This window comes from Kitasatospora sp. NPDC053308 (assembly GCF_055585785.1).
On the sequence record NZ_JBVJJY010000004.1, the window covers coordinates 116653 to 139253 of the forward strand.

Here is a 22601-nt window from a genome sequence, read left to right on the forward strand (position 1 = left end):
CAACCACGGCACCCTTCCCCGGTTCAGGAGGCCGTCGCGGGTACGAGGTGATCCAGGCCCTGGGCACTGCCCGTCGCGGCCTCCACCGAGCGGGGCAGCATGACGCGCTCGTAGGCGCGAACGGCATCGTCGACACCGGGTTCGGTGACGAGGGCGTGGGCGAGGTCGGCGCCGTCGAGCATGGCGAGGTTCGCGCCCAGCCCGACCGGGGGCATCAGGTGTGCGGCATCGCCGAGCAGCGTCACGCCGGGAACGTGCGCCCAGCTGTGCGGGGCGGGCAGCACGTGCAGGGGCCGGTTGACGAAGCCGTGGTCGCTGTCGCGCAGGATCCGCAGCAGGTCCTCGTCCCAGCCGTCGAACAGCTTCACCAGGTGTTCCCGCACGGCCCGTTGGTCGCCGAGGTCGAGCCCGGCGGCCGCGTGCCAGTCCTGCGGCGCGCGCAGGGCGAGGTAGCCGCGGATGTGACCGTTGCTGTTGCGCTGGGCGACCAGGGTCCGGCCGACGCCCTTCGCCAGCAGCGATCCGTTGCCGACCAGCCGGGCGAGTTCGGGGTGGCGGGCGTCGCAGCGGTCGAAGCCGGTTTCGACGAAGGTGACGCCGGTGTAGTGCGGCACAGCGGGCGACAGGGCCGGCCGGACCCGTGACCAGGCACCGTCGGCGCCGATCACCAGGTCGAACTCCTCGGCCGCACCGCCGTCCAGGAGCAGGAGGCACGTACCGCCCGCCAACGGCGTGACCCCGGTGACGGCCCGGCCCCACCGCACCGTGCCCGGGCGGAGCGAGTCCAGCAGCAGGCCGCGCAGCTGGCCGCGGTCGATCTCCGGGCGGCCGCCTCCCGCGGTCGGCCCCCGCTGCGCGATGAGGGCGCCGGTGGCATGGTCGAACACCCGCCACTCGTCGCCCTCGGGGCGGGCGAGCGCGTGGAACCGGTCGAGCAGGCCCGCCGACTGCAAGGCGGCCTGGCCGGTGTCGGCGTGCATGTCGAGGGAGCCGCCCTGCGGGCGGGCGTCGGCGTCGGCTTCGCGCTCGTACACCGTGACGGCGCGGCCGTGTCGCTGCAGGACCCGGGCGCAGGTCAGGCCGCCGAGGCCGGCGCCGACGATTGCGATGCGAGGGGCAGGGAGAGGGGGCACAGGGGGTCCTTCCAGGGGTGGGTGGGCGGCCGGGCGGGCCGGCAGCACCAAGAAAGCACACTCGCTACATAAGTGCAATGACTACACTTTCTTAGTGGGTGCACGCCGGGCTATGGTGGCGGGGTGACCGAAGCGATGGGACGCCGTGAGCGCAAGAAGGCCCAGACCCGCCAGTCCCTGGCGGACGCCGCACTCGAACTCTTCCTCGAACGCGGCTACGACCAAGTCGGCGTCAAGGACATCGCCGACGCCGCGGACGTCTCGGTGACCACCCTGTTCAAGCACTTCCCCGGGAAGGAAGCGCTGGTCTTCGACCAGGACGACGATCTGGAGGCGGCCCTCGTCGCGGCCGTGCGCGACCGACCTCCGGGCCGGTCGATCCCGCAGGCGCTGCGGGAGCACCTGCTGCTGCACCAGACCCGGTTCGCCGTCCACGCCGCCGACCCGCGGTTCGCCGACTTCCTCCGCCTGGTGCGGGAGACCCCCGCGCTGCGCGAGTACTCCCAGCGGATGTGGACCCGCCACGAGGCAGCCCTGGCGCGGGCCATCGCCCAGGCCGTGGGCGCGCCCGAGGACGACACCGGCTGCGCCGCCCTGGCCCGGTTCGCCCTGGCGGCCCGCAGCCTGATCCAGCAGCACCCCGACCCGCGCCGGGCCGCCGAGGAGGCCTTCGCCCTGCTCGAACACGGCTGGGCAGCCTCCCACCCGACCAGCTGACCCGTGCTCCGAGGAGCCCCGACGCGCGGCGCGCCCAGCCGTCGGCACATCGCCTGCGACCGACCCTGCGGACACGCCGGGAGCTGCTCGGCGACCCGGCAACTCCTCGCGCCCCTCGGCACTCTGTGCCGGACGAACGCCGCCGGGGCCCGGCGGCGGGCCGGGTCAGGGGGCTGAGCCGAAGGGCAGGACGGCGCGGACGACGGCGCCGCCGGGGGTGTTGGCGGCGGTGAAGGTGCCGCCGAGCTCTTCGGCGCGCTCGGCCATGGACCGCAGGCCGACCCCGGAGGTGGCGGCGCGGGCGGGGAAGCCCGTCCCGTTGTCGGCGACCTCGACGGTGATCCGGTCGGGGAGGGCGCACAGCGTGAGCCGGGCGGCCGTGGCACCCGAGTGGCGGACCACGTTGTTCAGGGCCTCGCCGCTGATCCGGTAGACGGCGGCCTCCACGGCCGCGGAGAGTGCGGGCAGCGGGTCGGGGTACAGGTCGAGGGTGACGTCGAGCGACCGGCTCCCGAGGGTGTCCGCGAGGCGGCGGAGCGCGTCGGCCAGCCCCTTGCCGTCGAGGGGGCCCGGGCCCAAGTCGTGGGTGATCCGCCGGAGCTCGGTGATCGCGTGACCGATGCCGGCGGAGGCGGCGGTGAGCGAGTCGGCGGCCTCGGAGCCCGCGGGCAGGTCGGCGCCGGCGGCGTCGATCCTCAGGCGCAGGCCGGACAGGGCGGGCCCGAGACCGTCGTGGAGGTCGTGGCGCAGCCGGCGGCGTTCCTCCTCGCGGGCCAGTACGAGCTGCTCGCGGCTGGCCCGCAGGTCCTCGTACAGGCCGATGGAGGCGATCGCGGGCGAGGCCTGGTCGGCGAGCAGGCTCAGCACGTCGCGGTCCTGCCGGTCCAGTTCGGGCTGCCCGGGGCGCGGCGGCACGAGGAGTTCGCCGATCTCGGCGCCCTCGTAGGTGAGCGGGAAGCGCGCGCCGGGCCCGTCGAGGCCCCCGATCCGGGCCAGCTCGCGCGGTCCGCCCCGGGTCCGTACCCGGACCGCGGCGGCCGGCAGTCCGAGGGCCAGGACCACCGTCCGGCACAGCAGCGGCGCCGCGTCCGCCGGGTCGACGGCGTGGCTCATCCGCTCCGCCAGCTGCCGGACCAGCTGGTACGGGTGGGCCCGCTCGCCGTAGTAGTAGCGGTCCACGGCCCACCCCACCCCGCGGGCGGCCGGGCGCAGCAGCGCGCCCGCGGCCGCGGCCGCCGCGAGCTGCCACCACCGGATGCCGGTCCCGGTCCCGGTGCCGGTGCCGGTGCCGGGCAGCAGGCGGTGCGTCAGGTAGGCGGCGAACACGACCGCGACGAAGAGCAGCGCGCCGAACGCGAACGCGGTCAGGTAGCGCCGGGTGACCCGGTCCAGGGAGAGCCGGCGGTCGCGCCGGAAGGCGGCGAGCGGCACCAGCATCCAGACCGCCTCACCCGCCACGACGACCGCGTACGGCAGCCACGTGGGCTGGTCGCCGACGAAGTTCGGGACGACGGCCAGCGCGGCCCACACCAGGTAGGTGGCCATCACCGCCCGCAGGTACGGGTGCGGCCCGGGCAGGCGCCGGCAGCGGACCGCGGCCACCGTCAGGGTGAGCACCAGGCTCGCGGCGAACTCCACGATCGCGTACGGGCTGAGCCATCCGTCCACCCAGGCGTACAGCGCGGTGTGGTGCAGCGGGTTCGGCAGGCCGTACCACTCGGGCACCCGGGCGGTGGTGCCGAAGGCGGCCACGGCGCTCCACGCGGCCACCAGGACGGGGATGCAGCGCCAGACCCCGCCGGGCAGCCGGGCGTCGGGCAACCAGAGCGGGAAGCTCACCACCGCGAAGGCGTTGAGGGTGGAGGCGGCCAGGACGACCGCCGCGACCACCCCGACGACCCCCGGCCCGGCCCCGGCCAGTGCGGCCGCCAGCGACGCCGCCGTGCGCAGCGTCTCCAGCACGCCGGCGCACAACAACAGCGCTCCCAGGGCCTGCCCGTTCCGGTTGACGACCAGGAGCAGGCCGGCCAGCGTGAACATCAGGCCGACCGCGACCCAGAGGCCGCCGAGGAGGTACTGCCCGCTGACGCCCTCCACGGCGGGGTGGGTGAGCGCGAGGAGCGACCACACCGCCGCGCACAGCAGTGCCGTCCCGGCGGCCGCGATCGCCGTGGCGACGCCGGCGCCGCCGCCGGGCCTGAGCCGTCCCATCCGCCACACCACCTCCCTGAACCGTTCCATGCCGCCCGGCCCGTGGTCCCGACCGCACGGGCCACCGGTCCCGCCTCCCGCAGGAGCGGGCGGTCGGCGGCAGCACTGTACGGCCACGAACCGCTTCCGTCCGGCACCGACCGGCGTGCCGCCGCTGACAGCCCCCGGGGCGGGCCGCCCGCTCGCACCGCAGCAGCGCCTCACCGCGCGGCCGCGGGGGCAGGACCGACCGTCCAGGGCGCCAGGAGCCGACGCGACCGGATGAGGCGGCGGCAAAACCGCTCGACGGCGCCGGGATACTGCCGTCATGGCCGTCACCCAGCAACTCGCCCGAGTCTCGGCGGAGTACCTCGCCGCCTGCCGTCAGTCAGCCGAGGAATCACCCGACGGGGATCACCACTGGGACCCGCCGGCCGTGGACCGTCTGGATCTGGACTGGGCACCGGCCATGCTGGAGCGCGCCTGCGAACTGGCGCGGCTCGACGCCGTCCGCCTGGAGGCGCTCAAGCGCGCGACCGACGGCGAGAGCGGCATCGATCTGGACTTCCTCGACGGGAACGCCCACGCGATCGCCTTCTTCAGCAACTCCGCTCCGACCGCGCTCTGTCCAGCAGCGGTTGCGCAGGTGTCGGCACGGCTCGGGGAGATCGACATGCGCGCGGTCCTCGAAGCGGTCCCCGACATCGGTGAGGGTTCCCCGCTGGGCTACGGATTCGTCGGCGATCCGACGGCGTACCTGCTGAGCCACTTCGCTGCTCTGCGCGACTTCTACGCGGAGGCGGCCCGAAGGGGGCTTCTCGTCGTGTTGTGGTGGGACTGACCCGTCCTCGGCGAACCCGCGCATGTCGGCGTCGACGAACGGGAGGAAGGGGGTCGTCGGCGACACCGAGGTCAACGTGTCCACGCCGGCGTGGGCGGACGGTCTCTCCATGCCGGCCACCGGGCAGGCGGAAGGGTCCCACGCAGTTTGTTCGCGGCCCACTTCCGTTGCTCCCTCTGGTCAGAGCCGCAGGATTGTTTGTCCGCGCTCGGACGCACCGGGTGCCTGCCGCGGCGGCGTTCTCCGGGATTGATTGTCCGGTCCCGACTGGTGCTGACCGGCGGCGACGAAGTCCTCCACTGTGGGTGGCGCGCAGCCGGGCCGGGCGCCCGCTGCGGTCATCGACCACCCACCGGAAGGTCAAGGAACACGCCGATGCGACGAACACTCACCGCCCTGTCCACCGTCCTGCTCGCCCTGGCGGGGGCCTTCGCCCTGCCGACCACCGCACAGGCCGACCCGATGAACCCGCAGCCCTACGCCTACGGCTTCCTCGCGGCGCTCGCCCGACCGGCCGACGGCGGCCCCAACGGCACCTACTACTGCATGGACGAGTACCGGCAGATCAACGGCGACGGCCGCCCGGTCCTGCTGCGCCCGTGCGACGGTTCCTGGAACCAGTTCTGGTTCGTCTCCCAGGACGGCCTGATCCACAGCACCAACGACGGCCGGTGCCTGTGGGGCCACTTCCCGGACAGCCCGTCCGACAACCCGGGCGCCCGGGCGGTGGGCTGCAACGCGAACGACGCGAACCAGCGCTGGACGTTCAACACCGACCGCAGCGTGTGCAACGCGGCCGGCGCCTGCCTGACCTACGTCGGCAACCCGGGCCCGCGCTCCTCCTACGGGCTGTGGACCCTGGGCCGCAACGCGAGCGCGGGCCTCACCCAGGAATTCGACTGGCACCACTCCGACAGCGACCGCCCGATCAACCCCAACATCTGAACGACGCACGGAAGCCACGCGGCCGTGAGGGCGGGGCGCCTGCCACAGGCGCCCCGCGTCCCGAGAACGACCGCGCGCCGCTGCCCCTCCTGCCGACGAGGCCGAGCGTGGCCGTGCCGGTGGAGGGGCGCACGTCTGCAGCCCGGAGACAGTCAGCGGGCCGCCCGCCCCGCCCGGGGCGGGTGCCTCGGCTCGGGCGGAATCGGCGTCGGCACGGTCACACCGGGAGCGCACCGGCCGGGTGGCCGTGTTCTCGGCCGCACGCGGTGAGGGCGAGGACCCCGTGGCCTTCGATGCCGGTGGCCGGCCCCAGCTCGGCGGGATTGACGGAGAGTCGGGCGGCGATGTCGGTGGCGACACAGGTGTCGGGAATGCGGAGTTCCTCCTTCACCTGCAAACAACGGGTGCGGAACGCGTCGGAGTCGAAGGGGCTCACGCCCTCGAAGGCGTCGTCGGGGAACCCGTCCTGGTGCGGGAGGAGGTAGCCGGACTCGGCCGGATGTCCCGCGGTGCCGTCGGCCCCGTCGCCCCGGTCGTCCCGATCGGCCCGGTCGTCCCCCTCCTCGGCGGTGTAGGCGTCGTAGTAACGCACCACGCGTCCTGCCTCGGCGATGCACCAGGCGGTCCAATCGTCGCCGCAGCTCATCCCGTACCACTGGGCTGAGCCGAACCGGTGGCCGAGGTCCGCGCACCGCTTCCGCACGACGTCCTCGCGTGCCCGGTCGTCTCCGTCCGCGGCACGGATGCGGTGGGTGGCTTCGGAGGTGTCGCCGAAGACGAGGGTCCAGCCGTTCAGGGCCGGGCTGACGAAGACGCGTGAGCAGGCGCTGTGGGGCTGCTTCCGGTCCCAGTCGTGGCGGTCGTGGTTCCAGGCTGCCGCGCCGGTGCGGAACGTGACGGGGTGGGCGCCGGTGAGGTCGAAGGCGTCGAGGACCGCGTCCTGGTCGGTGGTCGGTACGGCGTACCAGCTTCCGCACAGGTGCACGTCCTGCGGGACTTCGGTCAGCAGCTTGATCCTGGTCAGCCGGTCCCAGAGGTCGCGTTCCCGGTGGTCGAGGGCGGCGGGCCCGCCGATGGCGGCGAGGGCCTCCAGCGCGCCCGCCCGTACCCGGGGTGCCGGAGCGGGACGGGCACGCACCTGCCGCAGGCTGGGGCCGGCTGAGGGGCCGATCGCCCGCAAGGTCGAGACGGCTCGCTGCCGCACCTCGTCGTCCCGGTCTCCCAGGGCCGGAATGATCCGGTCGACGAACCTCGCCGCGGCCTTGCCCTGGGTCTGCAGGGCGAAGAGCGCGACGCTTCGGACCCGGGGGTGCGGGTGGTCCAGCAGGGGCACGTAGACCGCGTGGTCGGCCACCGCCGACCTCCCGAGCGCCCAGCCGATCCTCCGGACGACCTCGGGCGACTGCGCTGCCGCCGCGGCCTGCGCCAACGGCCGGAGCGCGGGCTCACCGATCCGGCACAGGACGTCTGCCGGGACGGCCCAGTCCACGGGTGACCGCTCGTCGCAGAGCAGTTCCAGCACTGCCGCGACGACCTCCGCCCCCTGTGCGACGAGCGCGTCGCGCGCCGAGCGGGTGTCGTTCCAGGTGCCGGAGAGTTCCTCGACCAGCAGTCTCGTGTCCACGGGGGCACCCTAACCGGGCGCTCCGACAGTCGCGCCGGGCGGATGGCGCGCGGTCCTCCCCGGCCGATGCCGTCGACGACCGGTCCGGCGGACGGTCGCCCAGCACGGACGAACGGGTCGCCGTCCCTCATCCCTCCCCGAGGAAGTGCGCCCGGTGCGGGCGGAGAGGGTCGTCGGAACTCCGAGCGCTGACGTCACGTTCGGTGACGCCGGGTCAGGAAACGGGCTCCACGCGTCCTGCACGGTCTCAATACGATCACAACACAGCCCGCAGAGCCGGTGAAGCCGAAATCCGTGCAGGTCAGCGATGGTTTCCGGGGTAGCCTTGCGGCGCGCTGGACGGCTCCTGCCGCATTTCCGCCGTCCACATATTTCCCACAAGGAGTCACTTATGAAGAAGTTCCTGGCCGCTCTCGCCGTGGCCGGTACGGCCGCCACGTCGGTCGTCGTGCTGGCCCCCACCGCCTCCGCCGCCGGCTGCGTGTCGAACTGGATCCGGTCCGAGGGCACCACGACGAACAACATCATGGTCGTCACCAAGGCCAACTCGCCCTGCCACGACGTCAACGTCTCCTGGTCGTACAACCCGCAGGGCGACTACTCCGGCTACACCGGCGTGTACCGGCGGCCCGGTGGCTCGTGGACCGGCGCCTCGCGCGGCTACGTCCAGATGAACAACGGCTACCACGACATCAACAACTCCTACTTCGCGCTGATCACCGACCTCAACCCGGGTACCGAGTTCAGCGTGCTGAGCCGCAACCCGGGCGACCAGGTCACCGTCGTCCACTGACGCCCTCCGTGGCCCCGCCCTTTTCCGGCCGGGGCCACGGTGCCGCGCGCGCCACCGGTCCCGTCCCCCTCTCCTGCCGGAGTCCTCTGCTCATGCCCCGCGTCCACCGGCCTCAGCGCCGCTCCACCGCTTCGCGCACCAGCGCGGCGGGACTGGTCTGCGCCGCACTGGCCGTGATCACCGGGTGCTCGGCCGCCGAGCCGGGCCCCGCCGCCTCGGCTGCGGCCGCCCCACCGCCGGCCGGTGCGCAGGCCGCGGTGGCCTACGGACTGCCGCCGGACCTCACCCCCATGCTGCTGCCGGCCACCGGCGCGGAGACCCGGCTGACCCAGGGGCTGGACGGATTCACCGACCTGGTCCGGGAGCGCGCGACGCGCGCCTGCCTGGACACCGCCCGGGTCCAGGCGCCCGACGCCGCTCCGCCGATGTTCATCCGGCAGTTCGAGATCCCCGACTTGGCCCACATCGCTCGCCGAGGCTTCAGCCCGAGCGCCGTCCCGAGCGCCGCCGCGGTCACCGCCACCCCCTCGTCCACCCCCTCCCCCGCCTCCGTCGCGGCCTCCGCCGATCCCGCCGTCCAGCGGCGCTGCGGCCAGGACGGCGCGGCTGCCGCCGGCGAGCTGCAGTCCCGATACGGGCCGCTGCAGTCCCGTTGGCTCACCGGCCTCGCGGCCGTGGAACAGGACACCGCCGTGGTGACGGCCCGACGGGGCCTGCCCGGTTGCCTGTCCGCGCACGGCGTACGGGCCGACAGCGAACGGGACTTCTTCGACCAGGTGGACCGGACGCTCCAGAGCGCCGCGACCGACCAGGCCGCGAACGCCGAGGACCGGCGCCTCGGCGCGGTCTACGCCACCTGTATGCAGCCGGTCGAGGCGGCTCGCGAGCCGCTGCGCGCCGCGCTCCGGGACGCCTTCGTCCGTGAGCACGAGGCGGAGCTCGTCCAGGTGCGCGAGGCCCTGCCCGGGCGGATCGCCGAGTTGGAGCAGCGCTACTCGATCCGCTTCGGCGTGCCCGTCGAGGACTGACCCGCCCGGCGCCCCGCAGATCCGGCACGGGGCCGGGTACGGGCCGGCGGACGCGCTCGGACGCGGCGGCGGTCGGTGACGGGACGCCAGGAACCCGCTCGTGTGCGGCCGGCCCCCGTCCGTCGGCTCGCCACCGCTTCCGGTGCCCGGTCGGCGGCCGGGCGGCGCCGGATCAGCCGCCGCCGCGGCCCAGGGTGGTGTGCCACCGTTCGGCGATGGCGGCCGCGTGCGCGAAGTGGGCGGCGGCCTCGGTGTCGCGGCCGAGCAGCCGGGCGAGTTCGCCGAGGGTGGCGGCGACCGGGCGGATCGCCAGGGTGAAGCCCGCGGAGGCCGGCGGCGCGTCCCGGTGGGGAAGCAGGGTGCGGTAGAGCTCCTCGGCACGTTCCTTCTCGCCGAGCGCCACCGCGGCCGTCGCGCGGAAGGTCGCGAGGACCGTGAGGAGGTAGTCGGTGCGCAGCGGCCCGACCCGGGCGAGGACGGCGCGGGCCTCGTCGTGCTGCCCGGCGGCGCACAGGGCCGCCGCGAGGAGGTCCGCCATCGCCGGGCCGTACTCCTCGGCCAGCCGCCGGGCCTGGGGGAGGAATTCGCCGAGCCGGCCCTGCGCGGCGCGGATCGTCGCCGTCGCGAGCTGCAGGAAGCCGTCGGCGTGCGGGGAGCCCTGCCTGGCCATGCCGGCGGTGGCCTCGGCGTACAGCTCCTCGGCGTCCTCGCTGCGTCCTTCGATCAGCGCTCGGGTCGCCAGCGCGGTCTGGCCGACCACGACGGGCCCCGGCATCCGGTACGTCCGGGCCAGTTCCACGCACGTGTCGATGTGACCGTAGGCACCGGTGACGTCGCCTTCGGCAGCGGCGGCGATCGACAGGCTGAGCAGGCCGAACCAGCGGAAGGCCGGCAGGTCGTGCTCGGTGGCGAGCCGGACGAGCTCCTCGCCGCGCAGCACGGGCGCCGGCCCGTCGAACTCGGCGTCGAGCTCGCGCAGCAGTGCCGCCAGCGCCCTCGCGCGGAGGCCTGGGTCCCCCAGGGCCGTGGCGATCGCCACGGCCTCCTCGGCGGCTGCCCGCACCCGCGGGTTCCGCTCGTCGGACAGCTCCGCGCAGTAGGCGAGCAGCAGCCCGCACCGGGCGGCGGGGGCGAGGTCCGGCCGGTCGAGCGTCCGGCCGAGCAGCGCGACGACGGGCTCGTCGACGACGCCGTACGGCCGGGTCTGCCACGGCGTCGGCTCGGACCAGGCGGTGAGCGCGCGGATCACCAGCTCGCCGCGGCCGCTGCCGACCGCGCCGTCGATCGCCCGCTGCCGGGTCGCGCGGGCGGCGGTGACCGCCCCGGCCCGCACCTGGGCGCGCAGCAGCCTGCCCAGCAGGTCGAGGCGTTCCGCCTCCCGGTCCTCCGAGGGGCCGGACGGGCTGCGCTCGAAGCAGTCCAGGGCGGCGGCGAGCAGCTCGGCGGCCGCGTCGTGGGCGTAGCGGGCGGCGGCCAGGTCGGCCGCGCGCAGGCCGTAGTGGACGCCCTTGGCGGCCGTCGCCGAGGCCGCCGACCGCGCGAAGTGGTGGGCCAGCGCGGACACGTCGCCCGAGCCGAGCCGTTCCAGGCAGGCCGCGATCCGGCCGTGCATGCGCCGGGCCCGCAGGCCGCTCAGGTCGGCGAGCAGGGTGTCGCGCACCAGCGCGTGCGTGAACCGGACGCGGCCGGGGGCGGGTTCGGTCAGCAGTCCGGCGACCAGACCGGCGTCCAGCGCGGCCAGGACGGCGTCCTCGTCGGTGTCGGCGGCGCCGACCAGCAGCTCGACGTCCGCTTCACGCCCGACGACCGCGGCCAGCCGCAGGACCGCCACCACCGTGTCGGGGAGGCGTCCGAGTCGGCGGCGCAGCACGTCGCGGACGCCCTGGGGCACCTCGGACAGCGCGACCAGCGCGCCTTCGCTGCCGAGCAGCCGGGCGCTCTCCCAGACGTAGAAGGGGTTCCCGCCGGTGCGTTCGGCGAGCGCGGCGAGCGTCCCGGCGTCCACCGGCCCGGTGCCCGCCGCCCTGACCACCTCGGCGACGGCCGACGCGGTCAGCCCCGGCAGCGGCAGCCGCAACGGGGACCGCCCGGCGAGCACGGCGAGCTGGTCGGCGAGCGGGCCCTCGATCTCGTCCGGGCGGTAGGCGGCCACCACCAGGAGGGGTGTCCCCGGGGGCAGGTCGGTCAGGCCGGTCAGCAGGGCGAGCGTCTCGGCGTCGGCCCAGTGCAGGTCGTCCAGCAGTACGGCCAGCGGCCGCTCGCGGGCCGCCGCCGCGAGCCAGCGCGCCACCGCGCGGTTCAGCCGGAACCGGCCGGCGGCCGCGTCCTCGTCGGGGCGCCCGCCGGACGCGCGGTCGGAGAGCAGCGGGGCCAGTGCCTCGGTCGACTCGGGCGGGGGCGGCAGGGCGGCGGCGATCGTCCGCAGGGCCACCACCCAGGGCCAGGCCGGTGGCGCGCCCTCGTCGTCGGTGGCCTGACCGGCCGCGACCAGCCAGCCCGCGGTGCGGAGCCGTTCTCCGAGCCGTTCCAGCAGCTCCGACTTGCCCAGGCCCGCCTCGCCGGTGATCAGCGCGAACCCGGGCCCGGCGGCGGCCGCCCGGTCGGCGGCCTGCGCCAGCCGGGCGAGTTCGGCGTCGCGGCCGACGAACGGGCGGGTGTCCGGGGCGGGTCGGCGCGGCGGTGCCGGGGCGGTCCGGCCCTCGGGCGGGGTCGGCGGCCGGTGCTCCGGCACCTCCGTGGCGGCCCGCAGCAGCGCGGTGCGGCCGCCCAGGATGGCCGCTTCGAGCTCGTTGAGCGCGGGGCCCGGGTCGAGGCCCGCCTCGTCCGCCAGGACCGCGCGGGCCCGGCGCAGCGTCGCCAGCGCGTCGGCCTGCCGGCCGGCCGCCCACAGCGCCAGCGCGTGCAGACGCCAGCCCTCCTCCCGCAACGGCTCGTCGAGCGTGAGCAGTTCGGCCTCGGGGACGGTCACGGCGGCCTGCGCCGACCGCAGGGCGGCGACCACGTTCAGCTCGCGCGCGACCAGGCGTAGCTCGTCCAGGCGGGCGACCTCGGCACGGGCCCAGGACTCGTCGACGAACTCGGCGTACGCCGGGCCCTGCCACAGCGACAGCGCCTCGCCGAGCAGGCCCCGCGCGGTCTGCGGCTGCCACGGCGGGACGTCCCGCGCCTCGCGCAGCAGGCGCTCGAACCGCCAGGCGTCGACGGCGCCGTCGGGCAGGCGCAGCGCGTACCCGGGTGGTGCGCTGACCAGCAGGGCGGCCGGAGTGCGCGGTGCGCGGCCCGGCTCCAGCAGTCGCCGCAGGTTCGACACGTACGCCTGCAGGGACGTCACGGCCCGGGCGGGCGGGGCCCCTTGCCAGATCTCCTCGATCAGCCGGTCCACCGAGACGACCGCGCCACGCGCCACCGCCAACCGGGCCAGGACCGCGCGCTGGCGCCGGCCGCCGAGCGGCACGGGCCCGCCGTTCCGCTCGGCGGCGAAGGAGCCGAGCACGCGTAGGGAGACCATCACCGGGCACATCGTAGACGGCCCGCCCGAGCTTCCAAGTCGCTTCCAACCGACCTCCAGGAGGCCCGGGCGAGGCTTCTCGCATGGACACCACGAACGCACCGCAGCAGACCCGTCCGAACACCCGCGAGATGGTGGTCATCCACCGCGGACTGCGCCGCGAGTCGCGACTGCTCGTCGAGCTGGTCGCCGCCGTCGCCCCCGGCGACACCGCCCGCGCCCGCGTCCTGGCGGACCACTTCCGCGACTACCGGCTCGGGCTGAGCAACCACCACCACGGCGAGGACGCGTTCCTGTGGCCTCCGCTGCTGGCCAGGGTCGACCTGGAGGCCGACCTCGTCCTGCGGATGGAGGCCCAGCACGAGCGCGTCGCCGCCACCCTCGCGGCGGCCGAAGCCGCCCTGCCCGTCTGGGAGTCGAGCGCCGGAGAGGCGGAGCGCGACGCGCTCACGGCCGCGCTCGCCGACCACCGCGCGGTCCTCGTCGAGCACCTCGACGAGGAGGAGGCCGCACTGCTCCCCCTCGCCGCGCAGCACCTGTGGCAGCACGAGTGGAACGCGATGGGCGAGCACTTCCTGGCCCACACGCCCAAGCCCAAGCTGCTGTTCTTCCTCGGCATGGTGCTCGAGGAGGCCGATCCCGCCGAACGCTCCGCGATCCTCGACGGCCTGCCGCTCCCGGCCCGCCTGCTCTGGTACGCCGTCGGCCGCGCACAGTACGCCCGCCTCACCCGCCGGGTCCGGGGCTGACCGCCGCCGACCGCCGCCGACCGCCGCCGTCCGACCCCGTCCGTCCCGGTCCGTCACCGTCCGTCGCCGTCCGTCGCCGTCCGTTCTCCCCGAGCTCCTTCCGAACGAAAGGAATCGCCATGAAGCGCTTCACCACCGTCCTCTCCGTCCTGAGCGGCCTGTTCCTGCTGTACATCGGCCTCCTGTACCTGCTGGACCCGCAGGCGTCCGCCGCCGGATTCGGCCTGCCGACCTGGCCCCAGCACGAGGGCACGGGCTTCCTCACCGTCAAGGGCGGGCGCGACATCGCGATCTGCCTCGGCGTCTTCGCGCTCCTGCTGACCGGCCAGCGCAAGGCCCTGGGCTGGGTACTGCTGGGGCTGACCTTCGCGCCCGTCACCGACATGCTGACCGTCCTGGGCAACCACGGGTCCCCCGCCGTCGCCTTCGGCGTCCACGGCCTCGCCGCCGCACTGGTCGCCCTGAACGCCACCCTCCTCCTGCGCGAACGCCCCACCCCGTCCGCCGCCTGAGCCCGCGGGCGGGTCGAAGTCCTCGGGACTCCACCGCACCACGACGCGTCCGCACCGATCCCCCGGGATTCCGGGCCTGCCTAAGCCTCCGGGGGCGGGGCGATCCGCACCGTCGCCGTGCCGTGCAGCACCCGGCCCGCCGCAGTCTCCGCTTCGAGGCGCCGGGTGAACACGTCGAGGCGGGTCCGGGGTTCCAGCTGGAGCAGGCCCGGCGGCCAGGTGCCCGGCGGGACGAGGACCACCACGGCGGTGCCCCGGGCTTCCGCCGCCGCCAGCCAGCCGGGCGAGACCTCGATCCGCGAGTCCGGCTCCCACAGGTCGCGGCCGCCGACCAGTTCCAAGCGCTCCACGCGTCCGTCGCCGACCGCGACGCTCGCGGTGGTGTCCGGCGGCTCGCCCGCGGCGAGCGTGAAACCGCTGTCGACGGCGCCCTCGACCAGCGCGCCGTGGAGGTCCGGACCGACCTCCACGATCAGTTCCGCGAGCGGAGGCCCCTGCGCCGGCTCCCGCACGGTCAACGCCCACACCACCGGAGCCCGGTCCCGGCCCCTGTCCGTCCCATCAGCCATGACGGCTCAACGACCGACCCGCCCCGAGGGGAACCCGCTGTCCCCCGTCCGCCCGGCCCGGATCCGGGGAACGACGGTGCTCGGGTCGGCGGCGGGTCTGCCGAAGGCGCTCAACGGGTCGCGCCGGAGAAGGCGCCCTCCCCGGCCGAGATGCCCGGGGCGGCGAGCCGGCGCGCGCGTTCGTGCGGTGGCCGGCCGGCGGGGGCCGGCGGGGCCGGGAGGTCAGGGTGTGGGCCCGGTCCAGCCGGTGGGGACGTGCCCGAGGCGGACGCGTTGGGGGTGGTGGCCGACGGCGACGGAGGCGGTCTTGCGGCCGGTCGCGAAGTCGATGGCGGTGACCTGGTCCGCGCCGCTCTCCGAGATCAGGCAGGACTTGCCGTCCCCGCTCACCGTCGCCCAGTACGGCTTGGACGCCGGGATCAGCGGGCCCTCCTGGAGGGTGGCGCGGTCGACCACCGTCGCGTAGCCGTCCACGGTGCCCGCGACGCAGATCCGGTCGCCCGACGGGCTCATCGACAGGCCGTGGTGGCGCGAGTCGTTGGGCCAGGTGGTGCGGTCCGTACTGGCGGCCGGGTCGACCGGGAGGGTCTTGACCCGGGTGATCCGGTCGGCCGTCACGTCGTACTCCAGGAAGCCGTTGAAGAAGGAGACCTGGAAGTAGAGGCGGGTGCCGTCCGGGGAGAAGACGGCGGGGCGGACGGCGTTGGAGAGGCCGCCGAGGCCGGCGTCGTCGAGGCGCTTGCGCATGTCGATCTCGCGGATCGGGGTGAGGGTGGCCGCATCGACGACGGTGATGTGTCGGTCGCCCTTCGTCCAGTCCAGCCAGGGCGCGTCCAGGGCGGTTTCGACGTTGCCGATGGACATGTTCCACAACTGCCGGCCGCCGTCGGTGAAGATGTTCTCGTGCGGCTTGTCCCCGGTGTGGAACGAGCCGAGTTCGGCGCCGGTGCGGACGTCCAGGACGTGCACGGTGTTCGCGGTGGAGGCGGAGACCGCCACCCGGGTGCCGTCGGGTGAGAGCGCCATGTGGTCGGCGCGGTAACCCGCGACGGGGAAGCGCCAGTTGATCCGCCCGGTGGCGAGGTCGAGGGAGACCACGTCCGCGAAGCTGGGGCGGGAGACGACCACGGCGCTGCCGTCCGGCGTGCTGTACATGTCGTCGACGAACTGGTCGTGGCCCTCGCCCGGGCCGAGCCTGACGCCGAGGAAGAAGCCGAGTTTCACGGGGTCGAGGGAGATCTCGGCGAGCCGCTGGTCCTTGTCGGGGATGACGTTGATCCGTCCGACCCTGGTGAGCGCGCCGGAGGATTCGATCACGTCGGCGGTGCCGTCCCAGTTGTTGCCGACGAACATCACCTCCCGGAGCGCCGGGGCCGCGGCGGCGGCGCCGCCGGTGACGGCGGCCGGGGCGAGCAGGCCGAGCGCGGCCGCGAGCGTGCAGAGGGACCGGGTGCAGCGGGATCGGGCGCCGTGGCGGCGCCGGGGACCTGTCCTGGACATCGTCGCTCCTTCGTGGGGGTGGCACGACGGGTTGTGAGACGGTCTGTCAGCTTGCGCCACTCGACGGTAGGGAGGGGTCCGGCCGGCTGGCAAGACGTCGGCGGCGCACGCGTGCGCGACGGGGCCGTCGGCCCGCCGGCGACGTCCGCTCCGCCGGCCACCCGCCCACCCTTCGGACACCGGGAGCGCCCCTGGTCCAGGCCTTGGCCCAGGCGTAGTGTGCGCCGAGTGAACGAACTGATCTTCCGGGGGAAAGACCTGTTCCGGCCGTCGTGGTCGAACTTCCTCCCGCTCCTCCTCGTGCTCTCCGCCCAACTCGTCGTCGGCGGGACGAAGCTCGGCGCCTGGCCCACGTTCTGGATGGTCGTCGCGACCGTCGCGCTCTGCGTGCCCGGCGCCGTCCTGAGCTGGCGCTCCTGGAGCCGGGTCGGCGCCGACGGCGTCACCATCTGCTGGGGCTTCGGACGCGGCCGGACCCACGCGTGGCAGGAGATCCGCTGGGTCGACGTGCGTGAGACCAAGGGCAACGGCTCGGTGACGTACGCCGCGCGGGTGTTCCTCGCCGACGGACGGCGCCGCTCGCTGCCGGGGCTCCAGACCAGTCGGCTGTACCCGTCCGCGGACTTCGACACCGACTTCCGGCGGCTGGTGAACTGGTGGGAGTACAGCACGCACCCGACGCAGCGGGTGAAGCCCGCGAAGCAGCTCCGAGACCGGATGACGCCCACCGTGGCGGGCGTCCTGCTGGGGCTCCTGATCTGCGCGGTGGTCATCGTCATCGCCGTCCTGCAGCAGCCGCCGCGGCCTTGACCGCCCGCTGAGGCGCGGAATCGTTTCGGCCCCGGCTCCCCACGAGGGGAGCCGGGGCCGATGTGCGTGCGGGCCGCCGCCCGGCGACTGGGCCTACCGCCGACCGTTCGACCCCGAGGTCACTGCCCCGGGTGACCCGGCTGACCGCCGTAGGGCGCGCCCTGCGGCGGGTAGGGCTGCGCGGGCGGGGCCGGATAGGCCTGCGGCGCCGGGTACGGCTGCTGCTGCGGCGGGTAGGGCTGCGCCGGCGGAGCCGGATAGGCCTGCTGCTGCGGGTACGGCTGGCCCTGCGCGGCCGGGTACGCCTGCGCAGGCGGAGCCGGATAGGCCTGCTGCTGCGGGAAGGGCTGGGCCGCCTGCCCCGGGTGCGGCATCCCCTGGGGCGCGAGCTCGAAGGGCTGCGAGGAGGGGTCGATCGATCCGGGCGGGAAGACCGCGCTCAGCTGGTCCAGCTCGGCCCGCCAGTAGCGGTGGATGTTCAGCCGGGTCGGCTTGGTGCTGTTGGGCAGCTGCACGTACATCGAGCTCCAGAGCGAGGCCCGCTTGACCCGGCTGACCGGGAAGGCGTGCCGCGGGAACACCGCGACCACCTCACCGGGGCGGTTGGTCCAACGGCTGGCGGCGTTGACCACGACCGAGCTGTTGGTGAGCGTCAGGAAGTAGAACTGACGGGTCAGCGCGACGATCAGGCCGAGCAGGGGGACCTCGTCGAAGACCGCGTTGAGCCACGGGCTGGGGCCGGTCTCCACGTGCACGCACGCGATGAAGGTGTCTCCCGGCGGTGCCACCTGGGACAGCTTCTCGATGACCTGGGCCTTCTGCTTCGCCCGGCGTATTGCCATGCTTTCGGTACCTCTTACCCCGTCATGTCCGCCGACCTTGCCCGGCGGGAAATCGGCTGAGGTTAGCAGGCGGCGATCAGGGCCCGAACAGCCCTTCTCGGCAAAGCTTTCGCCATCTTTCGGTGTGTTCGGGGCCCGGCCGGGTGGCCCGGCGACCACCCGGCCGGGAAGGAGAGCGACCGGGGAGAAACCGGAGGCTGCACGAACAAAGGACGGACAGATCAGGCCACTTCGGTGGATTCCCGTCAGCTTGCTTAAAGCCTGCCTCAAATAATGGGGTGATTACTTGCTGATAGTGTGATCGCATGTGTGAGCGCTGCAGCGCTCCATACCACAGGGGAGGGAGCCCCGGTCGTCCGATCGGGCCCCGTAACACAGGAGTTGCACCATCAACACCGCCATCCGCAAGGCCGCTCGCGGTGCGATGCCCGTCGCCGTGACCGCATCGGTCCTCGCCACCGGTCTCGCCGCCTGCGGCACCGTCGAGCAGCTCAACGCCGCTCAGAAGGTGTCCAAGGCCTTCAACACGATCGGTGACGGCAAGTCGGCCGGCTTCGCGCTGTCCATCGACGCCACCCCCGAGCAGATCGTCGCCTTCGCCAAGGCCACCGGGGAGAAGGGCGCCAAGAGCGAGGTCGACGAGAAGAGCGCCAAGGGCCTGTCCGGGCTCACCTTCGCCGTCGCGATCTCCGCGGACAAGCCGCTCAAGGACATCGAGGCTTTCAAGAGCGCCAAGGGTTCGGGAGCGAACAACGACCTGACGCTCGACAAGTCGGTCCGCGTCTCCTACGTGATCTCCGACCGCAGCGGCACCTCGCTGCTGGAGTACCGCCAGGTCGACGCCAAGGGTTACCTGCACGTCGACGCCAAGGGCGTGCTCAAGCTGGCCGGCGAGGACCCGTCCCAGGTGGACGAGCTCAGCGCGGACCTGCCGCCGGACCTGGGCGTCGCCAAGGACGCGCTGGCCGGCAAGTGGCTCTCGTTCGACCTCCAGGAACTCGCCGACGCGGCGAAGAAGGACGACGGCAAGAAGGCCGCGCCGAGCGCCGCGCCGACCGTCGACCCCGAGGCCGCCCGACAGGTCCTCAACTCGCTGAAGGACGTGCTCGGCCGCACCGTCACGTACGAGGACAAGGGCACGAAGGACGGCGCCGAGCACATCTGGATGAGCGCCCCGGCCCGCCAGCTGGTGGACGAGCTGTTCAAGTCCGTCAAGCCGGTCGCGGACAAGTTCCCGCAGCAGTTCAAGAAGTTCCCGTCCAAGGCCCCGAGCGACGTGCCGGACCGCAAGGTCGGCGTGGACCTCTACCTGAAGAAGGGCGCCTTCTCCTCGGCCACCTTCGACCTCGCCCAGCTGGCGGACAAGATCGAGCCCGGCGTCAACTTCCCGGTGAAGCTCGCCTTCAACCAGACGGCCCCGGACGTCCAGGCCCCGTCCGGCGCGGTGAAGACGACCAGCGAGGACCTGATGAAGACGGTGCTCGGCCTCGCCGCCGGGCCCGCCGGTGCCGGTAGCCGTGGCGGCCGTCCCGCCGCGGGCGGCCCCACCACCCAGGCCGCCCCGCTGACCGACGCACAGCTCAAGGAACTCGCCCAGCTCGGCGTCCCGGAGTCGCAGGCCCGCACCTTCAACTCCCTCGGCATGAGCTTCGAGGACATCAAGGAGATCTCGAAGGAGGGCTGACCCTCCCCCGTCTCCCCCACGGCCGGCCGACCGCACCCGCGGTCGGCCGGCCGTGTTCCGGTGGCGGGTCGCGGGTCGGTGGCGGGTCGCGCCGCGGTGGGCGAGGACCCCGCGCGACTCGGCGCGGGGCCCTCGCCGTTGTCGAGCCGTCCGGGAGGCGGCCCGGTCAGGCGTGGGCGGCGACGCACTCCGGGTGGCCCCAGCTGCTGCCGACCTTGGTGATCTTGTCGCCCTTGGCGTACGGCCGGCTGCACGGGCAGGTGCCCGGGTAGCGCGCGGCGAGGGTGCGGGCGCTGCCCGAGGAGCTGCGCTTCGCGGCAGCGCCGCCGCCGGTGCCCCCGCTGTTGCCGGTGCTGCCGGCTCCGCCGCCGGCGGCCCTGGCGGGGCGCGGCTTGGTGGCGGCGGCCGGGTCGGGCGCGGGCAGGTCGGCGGCGGTGCCGGACGCGCCCTGCTGGGTGCGGGCGGCGTCGCTGGCGGCCTTGTCGGCGATGGCGTTCAGCGGGTCGCCGTCGACCCGGTGGGCCGGCACGTAGACGAAGGTGACGTCCCGGCCCTCCAGCAGCGCGTCGATCGCCTGGATCAGCTCCTGGTTGGCGACCGGCTTGCCGGCCGCGGTCTTCCAGCCGTTGCGCTTCCAGCCCTTCAGCCACTTGGTCACCGAGTCGCGGGTGTAGGTGCTGTCCAGCCGCACCTCCAGCGGGACGGCCGGGTCGGTCGCCGCCAGCAGCCGCCGCAGCGCCGTCAGTTCTCCCACGTTGTTGGTGCTGTGCCCGAGCGCGCCGGACTCCCAGCGCTGGGGCGCGCCGGTGGCGTCCGCCACCACGTACGCCCAGCCCGCCGGACCGGGGTTGCCCTTGGCTGCTCCGTCACACGCTGCAATGACTCGTTCGACCATGTCCCCGATCATGCCCGGTCGGGCGGCCCGGAGCCAAAGCCGGTCGGCCGCGGCCGGGGGCGCCGCGAACGGCCGCTCCGGAGTCGCCGGGTTCCCGGGCGCATGCTGTCCTGGGGCGCATGATCACCTCGTCGTCGGCCCGGGTGGCCGCCCCGCTCGCCGTCTCCGTCACCACCGCCGTCCTGGTCCTCGTCGGGGGCGCCCCCGCCGGGGCACTGCCGCGGGACGTCACCGCCGAGCAGTGCCAGGAGGCCGGCGGCACCGTCCAGGGCGGCGGGTACTGCGTCGGGGCCGTCGGCGTGGACGCCTGGGGGGCGGACATCGACGGGCAGGGCATCGGCGACCAGCCCACCGGCGCGGTCCGCTGAGGGCCCGCTCACGGGGAGCACCGGCCGCTACGCGCGCCCCAGGATCACCGGGTCCTCGGCGAGTTCGGCCAGCAGGGCGTCCAGCTTCTCCCGGTCGACCGAGGGCATCACGAAGACGTGCACGTAGCTGCGCCGGGTGCTCTCGTCGCCGGGGACGAGCAGCACGTCCTGGGAGGACAGCGACCACTTGGCCACCAGCTCGGCGCTCGGCCGGCGGAACCGTACGGTGACGGCGCCCGGGGTGCGGGCGGGCCAGAGTTCGACGCCGAGCTCCCGCTCCATGGCGACCAGTCGCCGCTCCAGGTGGGCGGCGAGCTCCTGGGCCGTGCGGATCCGGTCCACCTGGTCCTGGTAGGAGTACCGGGACAGGTGGTCCCAGAGGATCAGCGGGGAGAAGCCGTTGCGGGAGCCGGCGAAGGTGGTGTCCGGCGCGCCGATGTAGTCCGGCTGGGACGGCGGCGAGATCTGGTACTTCACCTTCGTCATGTAGATCCCGCACGGCCAGGGCGCCCCGGCCCACTTGTGGCCGCTCATCGCGATCGAGGAGACCATGTCGACCTCGCCGTGCTCGGCGCTGGGCAGCCGCAGGCCGAAGTCGAACTCGGGCAGCGCCACCTCCGGGCTCCAGCCGTACGACGGGTCCTCGGCGGCCATCCGCAGGAACGGCGCGTAGCCGGCGCCGAGCGCGCCGTCCACGTGGATCCAGAAGCCGCGCCGCAGGTCGACCAACGGCTCCCCGGTCGCCGGGTCGGAGCCGTACTGCACCTCGCGGCGGACCAGGCCGTGGCGCTCGAAGATCGGGAGCAGCCGCTCGCAGACCGCGCGGACGTCGTCGTGGGCGCCCTTGAAGGTGCTGCCGAGGTTGAGGTTCACGAAGACCGGGTGGCCCTTGGCGGCGAAGAACTCGACCAGGGTGGCCAGGGCGTCGACGTCGATCTCGCCCGGCCCGTCCCAGCTGTGCCCGGACGGCCCGGGGCGGGAGGGCACCTCGGTGGGCCAGGTCCGCAGGCCGGTCGCCGGGTCGACCAGCGGGCACTCGTCGGCGTACTTCTCCAGGCCCACGGCGTGGAAGGTCTCGACGCCCAGGACGCGGACGGCCTTGGCGAAGGAGTAGTGGGTGTCCTCGGAGTAGAAGGCGACCGGGTGGTGGGCGTTCGGGTTCCGCCGGTCGGGCGCGGCCTTCACGTAGCGCAGCGCGTCGAAGGGCGCGGCGGGCGGCTGGATCAGCGCCTTGCCGCTGAGGTAGTCCCGGGCGTTCCAGAGGGCGTACATGTTGCCCTCGGTCGAGCCCATCGACAGCATGTAGCCCCAGTAGGACTCCGGGTCGGCCGGATCGTGCGGGCGCTCGGCGTGCCAGAGCCGGGCGTAGTAGTCGAGGACGGCCCGTTCGACGACCTTGGTGTTGGGCTTGTAGCCGCCGCTCTGGAACGGGTCGCCGAGGTTGTTGATGTTGTTCGGCATGAAGCGGGCGAGGTCCAGCGCGGTGCCCTGCATGTCCTGGGTGGCCTGGTAGCCGACCAGGTGCTTGCGCTTGCGGGTCAGGTACTCGTCGACGGCGTCGAGCGCGCGCAGCCGCTGCGCGTCGTCCAGCCCGCCCGCCGGGAGCGCGAAGTCGCCGCCGTCCAGCTCCGGGCCCGGGTCGACGGCGGGCGGGGCCGTCCGGGCGCCCGGGACGGCGGGCGTGGGCGCGGCGGCCGTCGGGCCTGCGGCCGGGGCGAAGGTGGCGGACGCGGTCGGGCTCATGGCGGGGCACTCCGGGCTCACGGTGGATGCCGACGGACGTTCGTCGACCGCGGCAAGGATGGAACTTTCCGCCGCCGCTGGGAAGGTCCGCCGAAGAACATTCGGTCCCGGCTCGATCGGGTTTGCGAATCTTCGGGAACGGCTGCGATC

The 22601-nt window shown here is 74.2% G+C and carries 19 protein-coding genes; 10 read left to right on the forward strand and 9 right to left on the reverse strand.

Annotation, left to right across the window (positions count from 1 at the left end):
* Positions 1-23: 23 nt before the first annotated feature.
* On the reverse strand, positions 24-1133 hold the full coding sequence (locus tag ACZ6Y7_RS11210; protein ID WP_465757614.1) for an FAD-dependent oxidoreductase: 1110 nt from the start codon (positions 1131-1133) through the stop codon (positions 24-26).
* 135 nt (positions 1134-1268) lie between these two features.
* Here ACZ6Y7_RS11210 and ACZ6Y7_RS11215 point away from each other — a divergent pair, with 135 nt between their 5' ends.
* Positions 1269-1850, forward strand: coding sequence for a TetR/AcrR family transcriptional regulator (locus tag ACZ6Y7_RS11215; protein ID WP_465758017.1), 582 nt, complete (start codon positions 1269-1271; stop codon positions 1848-1850).
* A 165-nt stretch (positions 1851-2015) separates the two neighbouring features.
* On the opposite strand, the gene ACZ6Y7_RS11220 is transcribed toward ACZ6Y7_RS11215, so the two are convergent.
* Positions 2016-4061 carry a sensor histidine kinase gene (locus ACZ6Y7_RS11220; protein WP_465757615.1) on the reverse strand — a complete coding sequence of 682 codons (2046 nt, stop codon included), beginning with the start codon at positions 4059-4061 and terminating at the stop codon, positions 2016-2018.
* A gap of 307 nt (positions 4062-4368) precedes the next feature.
* On the opposite strand from ACZ6Y7_RS11220, the gene ACZ6Y7_RS11225 reads away from it, so the two are divergent.
* A complete protein-coding gene (locus ACZ6Y7_RS11225) occupies positions 4369-4881 on the forward strand; it encodes a DUF1877 domain-containing protein (protein ID WP_465757616.1) in 513 nt (170 codons plus the stop codon).
* Between the two features lie 375 nt (positions 4882-5256).
* Positions 5257-5826, forward strand: a complete 570-nt coding sequence (locus ACZ6Y7_RS11230) for an RICIN domain-containing protein (protein WP_465757617.1) — start codon at positions 5257-5259, stop codon at positions 5824-5826.
* A 217-nt stretch (positions 5827-6043) separates the two neighbouring features.
* Here the strand turns inward: ACZ6Y7_RS11230 and ACZ6Y7_RS11235 are convergent, their stop codons facing one another.
* On the reverse strand, positions 6044-7450 hold the full coding sequence (locus tag ACZ6Y7_RS11235; protein ID WP_465757618.1) for a HEAT repeat domain-containing protein: 1407 nt from the start codon (positions 7448-7450) through the stop codon (positions 6044-6046).
* A gap of 391 nt (positions 7451-7841) precedes the next feature.
* Between ACZ6Y7_RS11235 and ACZ6Y7_RS11240 the strand changes: the two genes are divergently transcribed.
* Both ACZ6Y7_RS11240 and ACZ6Y7_RS11245 read left to right on the forward strand, forming a co-directional pair.
* On the forward strand, positions 7842-8243 hold the full coding sequence (locus ACZ6Y7_RS11240; RefSeq protein WP_465757619.1) for a hypothetical protein: 402 nt from the start codon (positions 7842-7844) through the stop codon (positions 8241-8243).
* 92 nt (positions 8244-8335) lie between these two features.
* Complete coding sequence (locus ACZ6Y7_RS11245; RefSeq protein WP_465757620.1) at positions 8336-9271, forward strand: hypothetical protein; 936 nt, start codon at positions 8336-8338, stop codon at positions 9269-9271.
* A gap of 172 nt (positions 9272-9443) precedes the next feature.
* Here ACZ6Y7_RS11245 and ACZ6Y7_RS11250 read toward each other — a convergent pair whose 3' ends face one another.
* On the reverse strand, positions 9444-12779 hold the full coding sequence (locus ACZ6Y7_RS11250) for a BTAD domain-containing putative transcriptional regulator (protein WP_465758018.1): 3336 nt from the start codon (positions 12777-12779) through the stop codon (positions 9444-9446).
* An 83-nt stretch (positions 12780-12862) separates the two neighbouring features.
* Here ACZ6Y7_RS11250 and ACZ6Y7_RS11255 point away from each other — a divergent pair, with 83 nt between their 5' ends.
* Both ACZ6Y7_RS11255 and ACZ6Y7_RS11260 read left to right on the forward strand, forming a co-directional pair.
* Complete coding sequence (locus ACZ6Y7_RS11255; RefSeq protein ID WP_465757621.1) at positions 12863-13528, forward strand: hemerythrin domain-containing protein; 666 nt, start codon at positions 12863-12865, stop codon at positions 13526-13528.
* Between the two features lie 119 nt (positions 13529-13647).
* On the forward strand, positions 13648-14040 hold the full coding sequence (locus ACZ6Y7_RS11260) for a DUF4267 domain-containing protein (RefSeq protein WP_465757622.1): 393 nt from the start codon (positions 13648-13650) through the stop codon (positions 14038-14040).
* Positions 14041-14120: 80 nt separating this feature from the next.
* Here ACZ6Y7_RS11260 and ACZ6Y7_RS11265 read toward each other — a convergent pair whose 3' ends face one another.
* Positions 14121-14609 carry a hypothetical protein gene (locus ACZ6Y7_RS11265; protein ID WP_465757623.1) on the reverse strand — a complete coding sequence of 163 codons (489 nt, stop codon included), beginning with the start codon at positions 14607-14609 and terminating at the stop codon, positions 14121-14123.
* A 222-nt stretch (positions 14610-14831) separates the two neighbouring features.
* Positions 14832-16109, reverse strand: a complete 1278-nt coding sequence (locus ACZ6Y7_RS11270; RefSeq protein WP_465757624.1) for a YncE family protein — start codon at positions 16107-16109, stop codon at positions 14832-14834.
* Positions 16110-16337: 228 nt separating this feature from the next.
* Here ACZ6Y7_RS11270 and ACZ6Y7_RS11275 point away from each other — a divergent pair, with 228 nt between their 5' ends.
* Positions 16338-16919, forward strand: a complete 582-nt coding sequence (locus tag ACZ6Y7_RS11275) for a hypothetical protein (RefSeq protein WP_465757625.1) — start codon at positions 16338-16340, stop codon at positions 16917-16919.
* Positions 16920-17038: 119 nt separating this feature from the next.
* Here the strand turns inward: ACZ6Y7_RS11275 and ACZ6Y7_RS11280 are convergent, their stop codons facing one another.
* The gene (locus ACZ6Y7_RS11280) at positions 17039-17761 is read right to left on the reverse strand and encodes a hypothetical protein (protein WP_465757626.1); all 723 of its coding nucleotides are present in this window, start codon (positions 17759-17761) and stop codon (positions 17039-17041) included.
* A 436-nt stretch (positions 17762-18197) separates the two neighbouring features.
* On the opposite strand from ACZ6Y7_RS11280, the gene ACZ6Y7_RS11285 reads away from it, so the two are divergent.
* Complete coding sequence (locus tag ACZ6Y7_RS11285) at positions 18198-19445, forward strand: hypothetical protein (RefSeq protein ID WP_465757627.1); 1248 nt, start codon at positions 18198-18200, stop codon at positions 19443-19445.
* 166 nt (positions 19446-19611) lie between these two features.
* On the opposite strand, the gene ACZ6Y7_RS11290 is transcribed toward ACZ6Y7_RS11285, so the two are convergent.
* Positions 19612-20340: a ribonuclease H family protein gene (locus tag ACZ6Y7_RS11290; RefSeq protein WP_465757628.1), complete on the reverse strand. Its 729-nt coding sequence runs from the start codon at positions 20338-20340 to the stop codon at positions 19612-19614.
* A 119-nt stretch (positions 20341-20459) separates the two neighbouring features.
* On the opposite strand from ACZ6Y7_RS11290, the gene ACZ6Y7_RS11295 reads away from it, so the two are divergent.
* Positions 20460-20708, forward strand: a complete 249-nt coding sequence (locus tag ACZ6Y7_RS11295) for a hypothetical protein (RefSeq protein ID WP_465757629.1) — start codon at positions 20460-20462, stop codon at positions 20706-20708.
* A gap of 27 nt (positions 20709-20735) precedes the next feature.
* On the opposite strand, the gene ACZ6Y7_RS11300 is transcribed toward ACZ6Y7_RS11295, so the two are convergent.
* Complete coding sequence (locus ACZ6Y7_RS11300) at positions 20736-22451, reverse strand: PLP-dependent aminotransferase family protein (RefSeq protein WP_465757630.1); 1716 nt, start codon at positions 22449-22451, stop codon at positions 20736-20738.
* Positions 22452-22601 lie beyond the last annotated feature (150 nt).